This is a genomic window from Pseudomonas sp. NBRC 111139, assembly GCF_001753955.1.
GTDB lineage: Bacteria > Pseudomonadota > Gammaproteobacteria > Pseudomonadales > Pseudomonadaceae > Aquipseudomonas > Aquipseudomonas alloputida.
In genome coordinates this window covers 85,736-101,451 of record NZ_BCBP01000033.1, presented here as the reverse complement: position 1 = coordinate 101,451, position 15,716 = coordinate 85,736, and the positions used below count along the sequence as shown (strand labels likewise).

The window sequence follows — 15,716 nt, the reverse complement described above, 5'->3', positions numbered from 1 at the left end:
AGATCCGTGTGGGAGCGGCCTTGCGTCGCGAAAGGGCTGCACAGCAGCCCCGGGGTTTCAGCGTCGATGCAAATAATGCCGGGGCCGCTTCGCGGCCCTTTCGCGACACAAGGCCGCTCCCACAGGCCGGTGTTCAGCCTCAGCCCAGCGCAGTGTCGAGAAACATCATCACCGCAAACCCGCCCATCAACCCTGGGTAATGGAGCTGGGTGCAGCGCTGGGCATCAAGGTCGAGCCGGCGCTGGAAGCGTTGAAAGTCGCCGTCCACATCTAAAGCCTGGCGCAGTCCTTGTGGAGCCTTGTGTCGCGATTGGCTCGCGTAGCGGCCCCAACGCTCTAGAATGCTGGATGGATGCTGGGGCTGCTGCGCAGCCCAATCGCGACACAAGGCCACTCCCATACCATTGAAACCCATCCCCTCCCGCCCCATCTAAGCACCATAGTCATTCACGCAGGTGCCCCATGAGCGACCAGCAGGATTTCCCGGAACACCCGGACGAACACAGCGAAGTCGAACACACCCTCCAGGCCGAAACCGGCCACGCCCTCGCCCTGCCCGGCCAGCAGCTGCCGGACAAGGTCTACGTCATCCCGATCCACAACCGCCCGTTCTTCCCGGCCCAGGTACTGCCGGTCATCGTCAATGAAGAACCCTGGGCCGAAACGCTCGATCTGGTGGCCAAGTCACCGGACCACTGCCTGGCGCTGTTCTTCATGGACACCCCGCCAGAAGACCACCGCCACTTCGACACCTCGGCACTGCCGCAGTACGGCACGCTGGTCAAGGTGCACCATGCCAGCCGCGAAAACGGCAAATTGCAGTTCGTCGCCCAGGGCCTGTCCCGGGTGCGTATCCGCAACTGGCTCAAGCACCACCGCCCGCCCTACCTGGTCGAAGTCGAATACCCGCGCCAGCCCGCCGAGCCGACCGACGAGGTCAAAGCCTACGGTATGGCACTGATCAACGCGATCAAGGAGCTGCTGCCGCTCAACCCGCTGTACAGCGAAGAGCTGAAGAACTACCTCAACCGCTTCAGCCCCAACGACCCCTCGCCGCTCACCGACTTCGCCGCCGCGCTCACCTCGGCCACCGGCAACCAGTTGCAGGAAGTGCTCGACTGCGTGCCCATGCTCAAACGCATGGAAAAGGTACTGCCAATGCTGCGCAAAGAGGTGGAAGTCGCACGCTTGCAGAACGAAATTTCGGCCGAGGTCAACCGGCAGATCGGCGAGCACCAGCGCGAGTTCTTCCTCAAGGAACAACTCAAGGTCATCCAGCAGGAGCTGGGGCTGACCAAGGACGACCGCAGCGCCGACCTCGAACAGTTCGAACAGCGCCTGGAAGGCAAGACCCTGCCGCCCCAGGCACGCAAGCGCATCGATGAAGAGATGGGCAAACTGGCCATCCTGGAAACCGGCTCGCCCGAATACGCCGTCACCCGCAACTATCTGGAATGGGCCACCGCCCTGCCGTGGGGCGTGTACGGCAAAGACAAGCTCGACCTCAAACATGCGCGCAAAGTCCTCGACCAGTACCACGCTGGCCTCGACGACATCAAGGAGCGCATCCTCGAGTTCCTCGCCGTGGGCGCCTGGAAAGGCGAGATCAGCGGCTCGATCGTGCTGTTGGTGGGCCCGCCCGGTGTGGGCAAGACCAGCATCGGCAAGTCCATCGCCGAATCGCTCGGCCGGCCATTCTATCGCTTCAGCGTCGGCGGCATGCGTGACGAAGCCGAGATCAAGGGCCATCGCCGCACCTACATCGGTGCCCAGCCCGGCAAGCTGGTGCAGGCCCTGAAAGACGTCGAAGTGATGAACCCGGTGATCATGCTCGACGAAATCGACAAGATGGGCCAGAGCTATCAGGGTGACCCGGCATCAGCGTTGCTGGAAACCCTCGACCCCGAGCAGAACGTCGACTTCCTCGACCACTACCTCGACCTGCGCCTGGACTTGTCCAAGGTGCTGTTCGTGTGCACTGCCAACACCCTCGATTCGATACCCGGGCCGTTGCTCGACCGCATGGAAGTGATCCGCCTGTCCGGCTATATCACCGAAGAAAAAATGACCATCGCCAAGCGCCACCTGTGGCCCAAACAGCTGGAAAAGGCCGGCGTTTCCAAGACCAGCCTCAGCATCAGCGACAGCGCCCTGCGCCTGGTGATCGACGGTTATGCCCGCGAGGCCGGTGTGCGCCAGCTGGAGAAGCAACTGGGCAAACTGGTGCGCAAGGCCGTGGTCAAGCTGCTGGAAAACCCCGACGCCAAACTTAAGATCGGCACCAAAGACCTGGAGACCGCTCTCGGCATACCGGTGTTCCGCAGCGAGCAGGTACTGGCTGGCAAAGGCGTTATCACCGGCCTGGCCTGGACCAGCATGGGCGGCGCCACGCTGCCGATCGAGGCGACCCGCATCCACACACAAAACCGCGGCTTCAAGCTGACGGGCAAACTGGGTGACGTGATGAAGGAGTCTGCCGAAATTGCCTACAGCTACATCAGCTCCAACCTCAAGCAATTTGGCGGGGATCCTGGTTTCTTCAACGAAGCGTTCATCCACCTGCACGTGCCCGAAGGCGCAACCCCCAAGGACGGCCCCAGTGCCGGCATCACAATGGCCAGCGCGTTGCTTTCACTGGCCCGCGACCAGCCTGCCAAAAAGGGTGTCGCCATGACGGGCGAGCTGACCCTCACCGGTCAGGTACTGCCGATTGGCGGCGTGCGCGAGAAGGTGATTGCGGCGCGGCGGCAGAAGATTTTCGAACTGATCCTGCCGGAGCCCAACCGCGGCGACTTCGAAGAACTGCCGGACTACCTGCGCGAAGGCCTGACAGTGCATTTCGCCAAGCGCTTTGCCGACGTGGCGAAAGTGCTGTTCTAGCCTGTACCGGCCTCTTCGCGGGCAAGCCCGCGCCTGCACGGGTACGCTATCCCTGCAGGCGCGGGCTTACTCGCGAAAGGGCCGGCACAGGCAACACAAATGTCCTCGATCATCGGTTATCCTCAGGCCATCGCCAGCCTTCGGAGCCACCATGACCTCTCCTCGTCTGCTCGTTCCCCTGAGCTTCGCCCTGCTTTCTGCCTGCGCTCAACAACCCTCGCAGCCTGTTGACCTGGACGCCGAAAGCGAATGCCCAAAGCGCCTGCAGGTCGGTCAGGTCCTCACGCTTACCCTGCCCAGCAACCCCACCACCGGCTACCGCTGGCTGTTACAGAACCCGGCGCCCAACGTATTGCAAAGCCTTGGCCCCGAGGTTTACAGCGCGCCTGAAGACACCGGTATCGTCGGCAGCTCGGGCATGTCGACCTGGCGCTTCCAGGCCCGCGCTGCCGGCGAAGGGAACCTGGTATTGGTCTACCAGCAACCCTGGGCCCCGGAAGTGCGCCCGGTGCAGACCTTCGATTGCGCCATTCGGGTCAATTGAACGCACAGCGCTGGTCAGCCAACCATGCATCCCGGCTGCGGTTTGGCTAGAATGCGCCCCCTGCCTATCACCAGCCGCCTGGATTCGCCGTGAGCAAACAACCCGACCGCCTTTTCTCCCAACCCCTGGAGCAGGTGCCCGACTTCGTCTTCAACGAAGACGTCGTACGTGTGTTCCCGGACATGATCAAGCGCTCGGTGCCCGGTTACCCAACCATTGTCGAGAACCTCGGGGTTCTGGCCGCCCGGTTCGCCCAGCCAGGCACCGCACTGTACGATCTGGGCGCATCGCTGGGCGCCGTTACCCAGTCGCTGCGTCGCCATGTGCGCAGCGACGGCTGCAGGGTAATCGCGGTGGATAACTCCGCTGCCATGGTCGAGCGCTGCCGGCAGTACCTCACTGCACAAGATTCGATGTTCCAGGTGTTGCTGCCGGTGCACGTGCTGGAGGCCGATATCCTTGCCCTGCCCTTCGAGCCGGCCTCGGTAGTGGCGATGAACTTCACCCTGCAGTTCATTGCCCCTGACCAGCGCCTTGAACTGCTCGGGCGAATCCGCCAGGCGCTGCTGCCCGGCGGCGCGCTGATTCTGTCGGAGAAGCTGCGCTTCGCCGATGAGCAAGCGCAGGACCTGCTCAATGAACTGCACCTGGATTTCAAACGGGCCAATGGCTACAGCGAACTGGAGATCGCCCAGAAGCGCAGTGCCATCGAAAACGTGATGAAGCCCGATACACTCGAAACCCACCAGGAACGCCTGCGCGCAGCCGGCTTCTCGAAAGTGGTGCCTTGGTTCCAATGCCTTAACTTCGCCTCGTTGATAGCCCTGCCATGATCGATCTGTCTCCCCTCGTCCGCCGCCTGGCGGGCACGCCCCTGGCTTCCTGGTCGCAAGGCCTGCAAGCGCAACTCGACGCCAAGCTGGAAAAGGGTCACGGTGACCTCGACCGCTGGCGCGGGGCGCTGGAAGCCCTGCCCGCCCTGCAACCCAGTGAAGTCGACCTGGTCAACGGGTTGCGTCTGGATTGCGACTGCGACGACGCCACCCGCGCGCAGATGCGCCAGGCACTGATGGGCCTGTCGCCCTGGCGCAAGGGGCCATTCGACCTGTTTGGCGTGCACGTTGACACCGAATGGCGTTCGGACTGGAAGTGGTCGCGGGTCGGCCCGCACCTGGACCTCAAAGGCAAACGCGTACTCGACGTGGGCTGCGGCAATGGCTACTACCAATGGCGCATGCTCGGCGCCGGCGCCGACATGGTGGTTGGGGTCGACCCCAACTGGCTGTTCTTCTGCCAGTTCCAGGCCGTGCAGCAATACCTGCCGGAGTTACCGGCCTGGCACCTGCCGTTCGCCCTGGAAGACCTGCCCGCCAACCTTGAAGGTTTCGATACCGTGTTTTCCATGGGCGTGTTCTATCACCGCCGCTCGCCCATCGAGCACCTGTTGGCGCTCAAGGACTGCCTGGTCAAAGGTGGCGAGCTGGTGCTGGAAACGCTGGTTATCGAGGGCGACGAAAACCAGGTGCTGGTGCCTGAGGACCGCTACGCGCAGATGCGCAACGTCTGGTACCTGCCGTCGGTACCGGCGTTGGCCCGTTGGTTGCGCCGTGCCGGCTTCAGCGATGTGCGCTGCGTCGACGTGAGCGTGACCAGCGTCGAGGAGCAGCGCAGCACCGATTGGATGCGCTACCAGTCGCTGAGCGACTTCCTCGACCCGAACGACCACAGCAAGACCGTCGAAGGCCTGCCTGCCCCACGCCGCGCCACCCTACTGGCGCGCAAATAAAAAAGGCGCCCGCAGGGGCGCCTGAATACACCTGCGGCGAGGAGCCGTCGCGGCGCAGGTGTCGTTACTTCAATCCTTGGCCACCTCACGCGCCTTCTCTTGCGCCTTGCGCTCGCGCTCGGCAACAGCCTGTTGCTTGTCGCCATGCAGTCGCTGCTGGTCTTCGCGGAAGGCTTGCCAGAACTGCTTCGAGCGCTCCGCACCGCCCTCGGCATAAACACTGGCGCTGCCCAGGGCAAGGGTGGCCAACAGCAGGTATTTGGTCAGGTTCATCGTGTTTGCCTCGTAATAACCGATCAGACACGGCCATCCTAGCGAGGGCTGGCTAACGGCAAGGTGAGGCGGGGATTACAGTCCTGCAATGTGGCCTTGTGTGGACTGTTCGGGCCTCTTCACGGGTAAACCCGTTCCTACAGGCCCGGGTTTACCCGCGAAGAGGCCCGAACAGACAGCCAGATAACAGCAGAATTACAAATCCGTTATCTGCACCGCAGGCCTTTTTTCATGCCGTAACATTGGGGCGCTTGACCCTGATGTCACTACAGGGTCAAGAATCGCCCCCTTTCAATACACCGAGCCCCCCATGCGCCTACTGATCATCGAGGACGAGCTGCGTACCGCCGACTACCTGCAACAGGGCCTTCGCGAGAACGGTTACGTGGTCGACTGCGCCCACACAGGCACCGATGGCCTGCACCTGGCACGCCAACAGGCCTATGACCTGGTCATTCTCGACGTCAACCTGCCCGAAATCGATGGCTGGACCGTGCTACAGCGGCTACGTGCCGAATCGGCCACGCGCATCATGATGCTGACCGCCCACGGTCGCTTGGCCGACCGGGTAAAAGGCCTGGACCTGGGCGCGGATGACTACCTGCTCAAGCCCTTTGAGTTCCCTGAGCTACTGGCGCGCATCCGCAGCCTGCTACGCCGCAACGACCAGCAACTGCAGCCCAGCACCCTGCGCGTCGCTGACCTGGAACTGGACCCCGGCCGCCACCGCGCCTACCGCGCCGGGCAGCGCATCGACCTGACCGCCAAGGAGTTCGCCCTGCTGCACCTGCTAATGCGCCAGACTGGCGAAGTGTTGTCGCGCACGCAGATCATCTCGCTGGTGTGGGACATGAACTTCGACTGCGACACCAACGTGGTCGAGGTCTCGATCCGGCGCCTGCGGGCGAAGATCGACGACCCGTTCGACAACAAGCTGATCCATACCCTGCGTGGTGTGGGCTACGTACTTGAGGCTCGCCTTTGAAAAATGCCAGCCTGTCGTTACGCCTGGGCCTGAGCGTGACATTGATGGGCGCCGCACTGGTGCTGCTGCTGGCCTGCCTGGCCGTGTTTGCCCTGGATCACGAACTGGACAGCCGCGCGCGCAAGGATTTGGCGCGCAAGATGCTTCAGGTCGAGCACAACCTGCGTGTCGACCTGCGCAGCGAGGACCTGGGCAGCCGCGCCCATCCACTGCTGGACCTGGTGATGGGGCATGACAACCTAAGCCTCAGTGTGCTGGCTCTCGACGGCCGCCACCCCCACCTGCTCAGCCTCGGCCCGGCCCTGGAATCGCGGGTCGGTGAACTGCACACCGATGCGCGCCTGACCTTTCACGCCTGGCGTGACAGCGGCGGTAACCAGATCCTCACCGTTACCCGGCTGATGCGCCTGCGCGACAACACCCCTGTCAAGGTGATGATGTCGCTCAACCGCGCCGACGACAACGCCCTGCTGCAAGCCTACCTGCACTCGACGTTGCTCGCCTTGCCACTGCTACTGGTTTTGATTGGTGCGGGGGCATGGTGGCTGATGCAGCGCGGCCTGAAACCATTGCGGCACTTCCGGCGCATTGCCGGGCAGGTGTCGGCCCAGGACCTGCAGCATCGCCTGCCCGCTACCGCCCTGCCGCAGGAACTGGCAGACCTGGCCGGCAGTATCAACGTGATGCTCGATCGACTCGACCAAGGTGTCAGGCAGCTGTCGCAGTTCTCTGACGACCTGGCCCATGAACTGCGCACACCGTTGAGCAACCTCATGGGCAAGGCGCAGGTGACACTGGCCCGTGAGCGGGACAACGCCAACTATCGGGAAGTGCTTGAAGACAGCATCGAAGAGCTGACCCGGCTCAACCGCATCATCAACGACATGCTGTTTCTTGCCCAGGTCAGCCAGCCGCATACGCAGGTTGCGTTGAAACCCTTGGCGCTGTCCGACGAGGCAGCGCGGGTTGTCGAGCTGTTTGCCTACAGTGCCGAGCTGAAAGAAATTGAGCTACGTGTTCAGGGCTGGGGGACAGCGCTGGGAGACCGGCTGATGTTTCAGCGGGCACTGTCGAACCTGTTGAGCAACGCCATACGGCACAGTCCCGAGAGTAAACCCGTGGCTCTGCGCATCGAACGCTCGGGCAGCGAAGTCAGGCTATCCGTGGAGAACCAGGGGCCGGGTGTGCCTGCTGAGCACCAGTCGCGCTTGTTCGAGCGGTTTTACCGGGTAGGTTCAGGGCGTTCGCGGCTGGAGGGCGGGACCGGGTTGGGGTTGGCGATCGTGAAGTCGATCATGCAGTTGCATGGCGGGCGGGTCGAGGTCAGCAGCAGCCCCCTGGGGCCTACCCGGTTTACCCTGGTGTTTCCTGCCGAGTGATCGGCCGCCTGTACCGGCCTCTTCGCGGGCTTGCCCGCGAAGAGGCTGGTACAGGCGGCCAACAATCAGCGCGAAGCCGCCACGATCAGCGCCTTCATCTCGGCCACAGCAGCCTTGAAGCCGACAAACAAGGCATGCGCCACCAGCGCATGGCCAATGTTCAGCTCATTGATACCCTTGATCGCCGCCACCGCCTCGACGTTGTGGTAGTGCAGCCCGTGACCCGCATTGACGATCAGCCCATGCCCCACGCCAAACGCCACACCCTCGACGATCCGCTGGAGCTCTTCAGCCACTTCGGTGGGGGTTTCGGCATCGGCATAACGGCCGGTGTGAAGCTCGATGGCCGGTGCGCCAACCCGACGCGAGGCCTCGATCTGCCGTTCGTCGGCGTCGATGAACAGCGACACCTCGGCACCGGTACGCGCCAGCCGTTCGACTGCAGCCTTGATCCGCGCTTCCTGCCCTGCCACATCCAGGCCACCTTCAGTGGTCAGTTCCTGACGGGTTTCGGGTACCAGGCAGATGTGCGCCGGGCGAATCTTCTCGGCAAAGGCCATCATCTCTTCGGTGACGCCCATCTCGAAGTTCATGCGGGTCTGCAGCACATCCTTGAGCAGCACAACGTCACGCTCCTGGATGTGCCGGCGGTCTTCACGCAGGTGCACGGTGATGCCATCGGCGCCTGCTTCCTCGGCGTCCAGGGCAGCCTTGACCGGGTCAGGGTAGCGCGTGCCACGGGCCTGGCGCAGGGTCGCCACGTGGTCGATGTTTACGCCAAGAAGCATGCGGTTGCTGTGAGTCACGAAAGGCTCTCCTGAAGATTGAGCCCAACAGCATACGTCCTGATCAGCGCTTGCGAAACAGTTCCCGGCTGACCAGCGGTTTTGCCCCCAGGTGAACTGCCAGTGCCTGGCGCATCAGCCGCTTTGCAGCGAGCAAGGCGCCGGGTGCGTCCCAGTCGGCTTCAGCCAGGGCCAGCAACTCGATCCCGCGAAACAGGCCGGGCTGCAACAGCTCGACCCGCTCCAGGCCGGCATCCACGCGCAGGCGATACAGGCCGTCGGCGGCGATCGGCTGGTCGTTGACGTCTTGGCGCAATGAAAACGCATACCCGAGCTCATCAAGCAGCCGCCATTCGAACGAACGCAGCAGAGGTTCCAGCGGGCGGCCTTCAGCCAGGGCCTGCAAGGTCAGGGTGTAGTGCTCGAAAATGGCCGGAAACGGTGCTTCGGCGGGCAGCAGCCGCATCAGCAACTCATTCAGGTACAACCCGCTGAACAGCGCATCGCCATGCAGCCAGGCGGCGATGCCGTTGCTGTCCATGCGGCCGACATTCTTCAGCTCGCCGCGCCCCCGCAGCTCTAGCTCCAGGAGGACGAACGGCCGCACCAGGCTACCGCCCTTACCCCGCGCGCGACGCAGCACGGCGCGCATGCGGCCCTGCGGGGTGAAAAAGTCCACCAGCGCGCTGGTTTCCTTATAGGCACGGCTGTGCAGCACGTAGGCTGGCTGGCCGACAGGTTGTTCCATTAAAAATCACTCGCGCCGAGGGTTGCACTGGCCCTTGTGGGAGCGGCCTTGTGTCGCGAAAAGGGCCGCAAAGCGGCCCCAGATTTTTAGCTTCGCAGCATAAATCGCCGGGGCTGCTGCGCAGCCCTATCGCGACAAAAGGCCGCTCCTACAGGGACCAGCGCGCGGCTTACAGGTCGCCGTAGCCCAGCGAACGCAGGGCGCGCTCGTCGTCGGACCAGCCGCCCTTTACCTTGACCCACAGGTTGAGCATGACCTTGGAATCGAACAGCACTTCCATGTCCTTGCGCGCCTCGGAACCGATGCGCTTGATGCGCTCACCCTTGTCACCAATGATGATTTTTTTCTGGCCATCGCGTTCAACCAGGATCAACGCGTGAATGTGCAGCACATGGCCCTGCTGCTTGAATTCTTCGATCTCCACGGTGATCTGGTACGGCAACTCCGCACCCAACTGGCGCATGATCTTCTCGCGCACCAGTTCGGCGGCCAGGAAGCGGCTGCTACGGTCGGTGATCTGGTCTTCGGGGAAGAAATGATCGTTCTCGGGCAGGTGCTTGGCGATCTGTGCTTCCAGCGCCTCGAGATTGTGCCCCTGCTGTGCGGAAATCGGCATCACCTCGGCGTTCGGCAGCTGCTCTTGCAGCCACTGCAGGTGCGGGATCAGCTCGGCTTTCTCTTCCATACGGTCGGTCTTGTTGACCGCGATGATCAGCGGGCCGGTCACATATTGCACGCGCTCCAGCACCAGTTGGTCCTCGTCGGTCCACTTGGTACGGTCGACCACGAAGATCACCACGTCGACGTCCTTGAGGGCCGCCGAGGCATTGCGGTTCATGTAACGGTTCAGGGCCTTGTCGTTGGCCTTGTGCATACCGGGGGTATCGACGTAGATGGCCTGCACATCACCTTCGGTCTTGATGCCGAGCATGTTGTGGCGGGTGGTCTGCGGCTTTCGCGAAGTAATCGCCAGCTTCTGGCCCAGGATGTGGTTGAGCAGGGTCGACTTGCCGACGTTGGGACGGCCAACAATGGCTACGTAGCCGCAGCGGGTCGGGTTGCTATCAGTCATTGCCATTCTCCACGCCCAGGGCGATCAGTGCAGACGCGGCGGCGACTTGCTCGGCAATACGCCGGCTAACGCCTTGACCACGGCTCTTGTTGTTCAGCAGTACCACTTCGCATTCGACGAAGAAGGTCCGGCAGTGTGGTTCACCCTGGATATCCACGACTTCGTAACGCGGCAGCTCACAGCTGCGCGACTGCAGGAACTCTTGCAGGCGGGTTTTCGGATCTTTATTGGTGTCGACCAGTGTCAGGCCTTCAAACTCATCGGCCAGCCAGGCCAGAATGCGCTCCCGGGCGGTGTCCATGTCAGCGTCCAGGTAGATGGCACCAATCAGTGCCTCCAGGGCGTCGGCCAGGATCGACTCGCGGCGAAAGCCGCCGCTCTTGAGTTCTCCGGAACCCAGGCGCAGGTAATCGCCCAGATCAAAACCACGGGCCAGACGGGCCAGGGTCTCCCCCTTGACCAACCGCGCACGCAGCCGCGACAACTGGCCTTCGCGAGCCTGCGGAAAACGCTCGAACAGCGCTTCGCCGGCAACGAAGTTGAGAATGGCGTCACCGAGGAACTCCAGGCGCTCATTGTTGCGCCCGGCGTAACTGCGATGGGTCAGTGCCAGGAGCATCTGGTCCTGGTTCTTGAAGGTGTAACCGAGCTTTCGCTCCAGACCGGCAAGGGAAGCACTCATGCGGCCACCCGATCGTTGTTCAACGCGTTGTTCAAATCAACATCCTGAAAGACTGTTTGGCTGTGGTCCGCCGATTGATGTGTGGCGAATCTCCCGATCCCTGAGAACACAGCCTATGTCAGAAATGCATTCGGCGCTGTCTGCTGGACAGCGCCGATGGGTATCAATGGATCAGGCCAACCCGCGACAGGTTGGGCAAGTGGCTGAGTTTGGGCTCTGGCCAGCTCATCCACACCGCGAAGGCCTTGCCGACAATGTTCCGGTCCGGAACCATGCCGTGCAGTTCCTTGGGAATGTTCGGGTCATCCCAGAAACGGCTATCGTTGGAGTTGTCGCGGTTGTCGCCCATCATGAAGTAATGGCCTGCAGGCACGGTCCACTGCTGGTCCGGCGGCATGCGATAACGGCTCATTTCCTTGCGGATCAGGTGTTCGGCCGCGCCGAGCTTTTCCTTGTACAGCTGAGCACTGCCCAGGGTACCCGGCTCGCTGCCCACCAGTTGTTCGGCAACGGGCTGGCCGTTGACGAACAGCCGCTTGTCGTTGGTGTAGCGGACTACGTCGCCCGGCAGGCCAACCACACGCTTGATGTAGTTGACATTCGGGTCACTCGGGTAGCGGAACACCATCACATCCCCGCGTTGCGGGTCACCGACCTCGATGACCTTCTTGTCGATCACCGGCAGGCGAATGCCATACGAGAACTTGTTCACCAGGATGAAGTCGCCCACTTCCAGGGTCGGTTTCATCGATCCCGAAGGGATCTGGAACGGCTCGACCAGGAACGAACGCAGCACCAGCACGATGAACAGCACCGGGAAGAACGACTTGCCGTACTCGACCAGCAACGGCTCCTTGTTCAGCCGTTCGACCACCGCCATCTCAGGCTGGCTGACGCTGCCCTGATAGTTGGCGATTGCCGCACGCCGGCGCGGGGCCAGGAACAGCAGGTCGATCAAGCCCAGCAGACCGCAGATGAAGACGGCGATGACTAGCAACAGCGGGAAATTTAGCGACATAGGACCTAGCTATCCAACCTGAGCACGGCGAGGAAGGCTTCTTGTGGAATTTCCACATTGCCCACCTGTTTCATGCGTTTCTTACCGGCCTTCTGCTTCTCCAGCAGCTTCTTCTTACGGCTGACGTCACCGCCGTAGCACTTGGCCAGTACGTTCTTTCTGAGCGCCTTGACGGTTGTCCGCGCAATGATCTGGCCGCCAATGGCTGCCTGGATCGCTACGTCGAACATCTGCCGAGGGATCAGTTCCTTCATCTTCTCGGTCAACGCACGGCCTTTGTAGGCCGCGTTGTCGCGGTGCACGATCAATGCCAGGGCATCGACCTTGTCGCCATTGATCAGTACGTCCAGCTTGACCAGGTTGGCCGACTGGTAGCGATCGAAATGATAATCCAGCGAAGCATAGCCGCGGCTGGTGGATTTGAGGCGGTCGAAGAAATCGAGCACCACTTCGTTCATCGGCATGTCGTAACGCACCTGCACCTGGCTGCCGAGGAACTGCATGTCGCGCTGTACGCCACGCTTCTCGATGCACAGGGTGATGACGTTGCCCAGGTGCTCCTGCGGAACCAGGATGGTCGCGGTGACGATCGGCTCGCGGAAGTCGGCTACAGCCGAGACGTCCGGCAGCTTGGACGGGTTGTCGACGACGATGGTTTCGCCGGTTTTCAACTCCAGCTCATAGATCACGCTGGGTGCGGTGGTGATCAGGTCCAGGTCGTATTCGCGCTCCAGGCGCTCCTGGATGATCTCCATGTGCAACATGCCCAGGAAACCGCAACGGAAGCCAAAGCCCAGCGCGTCGGAGCTTTCCGGCATGTACTGCAGCGAGGAGTCGTTCAGGGTCAGCTTCTGCAGAGCGTCGCGGAAATCCTCGAAGTCGTCGGAGCTGACCGGGAACAGGCCAGCGTAGACCTGCGGCTGAATCTTCTTGAAGCCTGGCAACACCTCGACCTCAGGGGTCGAGGACAGGGTCAGGGTGTCGCCAACCGGGGCACCGTGGATGTCCTTGATGCTGGCGATGATGAAGCCTACTTCGCCGGCTTTCAGATCAGCGGTCTGGGTGTGCTTCGGGGTGAAGACACCGACGCTGTCGACCAGGTGCACCTTGCCGGTGGACTTGACCAGGATCTTGTCGCCTTTCTTGACGCGGCCCTGGCGCACACGCACCAGCGAGACCACACCCAGGTAATTGTCGAACCAGGAGTCAATGATCAGCGCTTGCAGCGGTGCATCGATCTCACCTTCTGGCGCGGGGATGGTGTGCACCAGGCGCTCGAGCACCTCGTCAACGCCCATACCGCTCTTGGCGCTGCAGGCCACGGCGTCGGTGGCATCAATACCGATGATCTTCTCGATCTCGTCCTTGACGCGGTCCGGGTCGGCCTGGGGCAGGTCCATCTTGTTCAGGACCGGCATGACCTCCAGGCCCTGCTCGATGGCGGTGTAGCAGTTGGCTACGGACTGGGCTTCCACGCCCTGACCGGCGTCAACCACCAGCAGTGCCCCTTCACAGGCAGCCAGCGAACGCGAAACTTCGTAGGTGAAGTCGACGTGGCCGGGGGTATCGATGAAGTTCAGCTGGTAGGTCTTGCCGTCCTGCGCCTTGTAGTGAAGGGTGACGCTGTGGGCCTTGATGGTGATACCGCGCTCACGCTCCAGGTCCATGGAATCGAGCACCTGGGCTTCCATCTCGCGCGCCGACAGGCCACCGCACATCTGGATGAAACGGTCAGCCAGCGTCGACTTGCCATGGTCGATGTGGGCGATGATGGAGAAATTGCGGATATGACTCAAATCACTCACGGGTCAACACTCGAAAAGGCTGCGAGCCGGACGCCCGCCGAAAAATAGCCGGGAATTGTACCTTAAGCTGCTGGGTTATGGGAGATTCCTCTGTCCGACTGTACACAGCAATCATTCCGGCAATTGTGAAGATTCATGAAAAAGGGCAGCCGAAGCTGCCCTTTCGCCTAGCGAAACCGCTTATTCAGCAAGCTTGAAGGTGATGAAGCTGGCGCGGCCCTGACGCAGCACGCGCATCGACACGGAACGGTTCTTCGGCAGTTCCTTGGCGATTTCGGTGAATTCCTTCGCCGAACCGATAGCCTGGTTGTTCAGATGGCTGATGACATCACCCGGGCGCAAGCCGATCATGGCTGCCGGGCCATCCTGCACTTCCTTGATGACCACGCCACCTTTGAGCTCCAGGGACTTTTTCTGCTCGGCGGTCAGGTCGGCGACCGATACACCCAGGCGGTTGCTGCTGCGCTCGGCGCCACCTTCGGTGCCAGCGCCAATCTCAACGTCGTCATCCGGCAGTGCGCCGACGCTGATGTCCAGGTTCTGGCGCTTGCCGTTGCGGATGATTTCCAGCCTGGCCTTCTCGCCATCCTTGAGGCTGCCAACCAGGTGCGGCAGATCGGCCGACATGACGATTGGCTGGCCGTTCATGCTGAGGATCACGTCGCCCACCTGCAGGCCGCCTTTGGCTGCCGGGCCGTTTTCCAGCACCTGGGCCACCAGGGCGCCCGCCGGTTTGTCCAGACCGAACGATTCAGCCAGGTCCTTGTTGACCTCCTGAATCACTACGCCCAGCCAGCCGCGGCTGACCTTGCCGTCTTTCTTCAGCTGGTTGGAGACATCAATCGCCACGTCAATCGGGATGGCGAACGACAGCCCCATGAAACCGCCAGAACGGGTGAAGATCTGCGAGTTGATCCCCACCACTTCGCCTTTCATGTTGAACAGGGGGCCGCCGGAGTTACCCGGGTTGATGGCCACGTCGGTCTGGATGAACGGTACGTAGGTGTCATTGGGCAGGGTCCGGCCCTTGGCGCTGACGATACCTTTGGTCACCGAATGGTCGAAGCCGAACGGCGAACCGATGGCCAGTACCCACTCGCCCACCTTGAGCTTCTCGGAGTCACCCAATTTCACCGTTGGCAAATTCTTGCCATCGACCTTCAGCAGCGCCACGTCAGTACGCGGGTCGGTACCCACCAGCTTGGCCTGGAGCTCGCTACGGTCCGACAGGCGGACGATGATCTCGTCGGCATCGGCCACCACATGGTTATTGGTGAGCACGTAGCCATCACTGGAGATGATGAAACCCGAGCCCAGCGACTGCGCCTCGCGCTGGCGGTCGCCGCGCGGCGAGCGCGGCTGCTGGGGCATGTTGCGCTCGAAGAACTCGCGGAACATCGGCGGTAGGCCTTCCAGGTCCGGCATCTGGCCTGCGGCGATTCGGCGGTCAGGCAGCTTCTGCTTGGTACTGATGTTGACCACCGCCGGCGAAGCCTGCTCCACCAGGGTGGTGAAGTCCGGCAGGGCTTCCTCGGCCTGGGCGGTGAGGACTTGGCCGAGCATCAGCACAGCAGCGAACATCATTAGGTAGGATTTCAAGCGTGGTATTGACATACGACTCCCGTCACAACGAGCGGTAGTTTGGAAAGACCCCTGCACAACGCAGAAAGGCCAGGCTCTTCAAAGCCTGACCTATAGAAAATTTGCCGATGGATTGCAAATGACAATGCTTTAATTTCATTTCAGCCGTATACCCGCC

General features: G+C 62.0%; 15 protein-coding genes. 6 read left to right on the top strand and 9 right to left on the bottom strand.

The window, feature by feature from the left end:
* Positions 1 to 139 precede the first annotated feature (139 nt).
* The gene (locus BJQ17_RS32115; RefSeq protein ID WP_256559617.1) at positions 140 to 268 is read right to left on the bottom strand and encodes a hypothetical protein; all 129 of its coding nucleotides are present in this window, start codon (positions 266 to 268) and stop codon (positions 140 to 142) included.
* A 194-nt stretch (positions 269 to 462) separates the two neighbouring features.
* Between BJQ17_RS32115 and lon the strand changes: the two genes are divergently transcribed.
* From lon to cmoB, 4 genes are all read left to right on the top strand, one after another.
* Positions 463 to 2,880 (top strand): endopeptidase La, encoded by a 2,418-nt coding sequence (gene lon / locus BJQ17_RS13355; protein WP_003252103.1) that lies wholly within the window; start codon positions 463 to 465, stop codon positions 2,878 to 2,880.
* Positions 2,881 to 3,031: 151 nt separating this feature from the next.
* Complete coding sequence (locus tag BJQ17_RS13350) at positions 3,032 to 3,424, top strand: protease inhibitor I42 family protein (protein WP_003252079.1); 393 nt, start codon at positions 3,032 to 3,034, stop codon at positions 3,422 to 3,424.
* 89 nt (positions 3,425 to 3,513) lie between these two features.
* Complete coding sequence (gene cmoA, locus BJQ17_RS13345) at positions 3,514 to 4,257, top strand: carboxy-S-adenosyl-L-methionine synthase CmoA (protein WP_070096174.1); 744 nt, start codon at positions 3,514 to 3,516, stop codon at positions 4,255 to 4,257.
* Complete coding sequence (gene cmoB, locus BJQ17_RS13340) at positions 4,254 to 5,210, top strand: tRNA 5-methoxyuridine(34)/uridine 5-oxyacetic acid(34) synthase CmoB (RefSeq protein ID WP_004575433.1); 957 nt, start codon at positions 4,254 to 4,256, stop codon at positions 5,208 to 5,210. Before cmoA ends, cmoB begins: the two co-directional genes overlap by 4 nt.
* Before the next feature lie 69 nt (positions 5,211 to 5,279).
* On the opposite strand, the gene BJQ17_RS13335 is transcribed toward cmoB, so the two are convergent.
* Entirely contained in the window at positions 5,280 to 5,483 is a 204-nt protein-coding gene (locus tag BJQ17_RS13335; RefSeq protein ID WP_003252072.1) for a hypothetical protein, read from the bottom strand.
* Between the two features lie 310 nt (positions 5,484 to 5,793).
* Here BJQ17_RS13335 and BJQ17_RS13330 point away from each other — a divergent pair, with 310 nt between their 5' ends.
* Together BJQ17_RS13330 and BJQ17_RS13325 are read left to right on the top strand one after the other, a co-directional pair.
* On the top strand, positions 5,794 to 6,468 hold the full coding sequence (locus BJQ17_RS13330; protein ID WP_003252070.1) for a heavy metal response regulator transcription factor: 675 nt from the start codon (positions 5,794 to 5,796) through the stop codon (positions 6,466 to 6,468).
* Positions 6,465 to 7,847: a heavy metal sensor histidine kinase gene (locus tag BJQ17_RS13325; RefSeq protein ID WP_054888637.1), complete on the top strand. Its 1,383-nt coding sequence runs from the start codon at positions 6,465 to 6,467 to the stop codon at positions 7,845 to 7,847. Before BJQ17_RS13330 ends, BJQ17_RS13325 begins: the two co-directional genes overlap by 4 nt.
* Before the next feature lie 65 nt (positions 7,848 to 7,912).
* Here the strand turns inward: BJQ17_RS13325 and pdxJ are convergent, their stop codons facing one another.
* From pdxJ to BJQ17_RS13290, 7 genes are all read right to left on the bottom strand, one after another.
* Complete coding sequence (gene pdxJ / locus BJQ17_RS13320) at positions 7,913 to 8,635, bottom strand: pyridoxine 5'-phosphate synthase (protein ID WP_012053601.1); 723 nt, start codon at positions 8,633 to 8,635, stop codon at positions 7,913 to 7,915.
* Positions 8,636 to 8,696: 61 nt separating this feature from the next.
* Positions 8,697 to 9,380: a DNA repair protein RecO gene (recO, locus tag BJQ17_RS13315; RefSeq protein WP_019752453.1), complete on the bottom strand. Its 684-nt coding sequence runs from the start codon at positions 9,378 to 9,380 to the stop codon at positions 8,697 to 8,699.
* 169 nt (positions 9,381 to 9,549) lie between these two features.
* The gene (gene era, locus BJQ17_RS13310; RefSeq protein ID WP_003252061.1) at positions 9,550 to 10,452 is read right to left on the bottom strand and encodes a GTPase Era; all 903 of its coding nucleotides are present in this window, start codon (positions 10,450 to 10,452) and stop codon (positions 9,550 to 9,552) included.
* The gene (gene rnc / locus BJQ17_RS13305; RefSeq protein WP_003252059.1) at positions 10,445 to 11,134 is read right to left on the bottom strand and encodes a ribonuclease III; all 690 of its coding nucleotides are present in this window, start codon (positions 11,132 to 11,134) and stop codon (positions 10,445 to 10,447) included. The genes era and rnc overlap by 8 nt, the downstream gene beginning before the upstream one ends.
* 163 nt (positions 11,135 to 11,297) lie before the next feature.
* A complete protein-coding gene (gene lepB / locus BJQ17_RS13300; RefSeq protein WP_003252057.1) occupies positions 11,298 to 12,152 on the bottom strand; it encodes a signal peptidase I in 855 nt (284 codons plus the stop codon).
* A gap of 5 nt (positions 12,153 to 12,157) precedes the next feature.
* The gene (gene lepA, locus BJQ17_RS13295; protein ID WP_010952535.1) at positions 12,158 to 13,957 is read right to left on the bottom strand and encodes a translation elongation factor 4; all 1,800 of its coding nucleotides are present in this window, start codon (positions 13,955 to 13,957) and stop codon (positions 12,158 to 12,160) included.
* A gap of 180 nt (positions 13,958 to 14,137) precedes the next feature.
* The gene (locus BJQ17_RS13290) at positions 14,138 to 15,541 is read right to left on the bottom strand and encodes a DegQ family serine endoprotease (RefSeq protein ID WP_003252054.1); all 1,404 of its coding nucleotides are present in this window, start codon (positions 15,539 to 15,541) and stop codon (positions 14,138 to 14,140) included.
* Between the last annotated feature and the right edge of the window lie 175 nt (positions 15,542 to 15,716).

What these genes read in the sequence shown, in the direction of transcription:
- BJQ17_RS13350 (WP_003252079.1), top strand. Translation starts at nt 3,032, where the DNA reads ATGACCTCTCCTCGTCTGCTCGTTCCCCTGAGCTTCGCCCTGCTTTCT.
- BJQ17_RS13335 (WP_003252072.1), bottom strand. Translation starts at nt 5,483, where the DNA reads ATGAACCTGACCAAATACCTGCTGTTGGCCACCCTTGCCCTGGGCAGC.
- BJQ17_RS13290 (WP_003252054.1), bottom strand. Translation starts at nt 15,541, where the DNA reads ATGATGTTCGCTGCTGTGCTGATGCTCGGCCAAGTCCTCACCGCCCAG.
- lepB (WP_003252057.1), bottom strand. Translation starts at nt 12,152, where the DNA reads ATGTCGCTAAATTTCCCGCTGTTGCTAGTCATCGCCGTCTTCATCTGC.
- cmoB (WP_004575433.1), top strand. Translation starts at nt 4,254, where the DNA reads ATGATCGATCTGTCTCCCCTCGTCCGCCGCCTGGCGGGCACGCCCCTG.
- recO (WP_019752453.1), bottom strand. Translation starts at nt 9,380, where the DNA reads ATGGAACAACCTGTCGGCCAGCCAGCCTACGTGCTGCACAGCCGTGCC.
- BJQ17_RS13330 (WP_003252070.1), top strand. Translation starts at nt 5,794, where the DNA reads ATGCGCCTACTGATCATCGAGGACGAGCTGCGTACCGCCGACTACCTG.
- era (WP_003252061.1), bottom strand. Translation starts at nt 10,452, where the DNA reads ATGACTGATAGCAACCCGACCCGCTGCGGCTACGTAGCCATTGTTGGC.
- rnc (WP_003252059.1), bottom strand. Translation starts at nt 11,134, where the DNA reads ATGAGTGCTTCCCTTGCCGGTCTGGAGCGAAAGCTCGGTTACACCTTC.
- pdxJ (WP_012053601.1), bottom strand. Translation starts at nt 8,635, where the DNA reads ATGCTTCTTGGCGTAAACATCGACCACGTGGCGACCCTGCGCCAGGCC.
- lon (WP_003252103.1), top strand. Translation starts at nt 463, where the DNA reads ATGAGCGACCAGCAGGATTTCCCGGAACACCCGGACGAACACAGCGAA.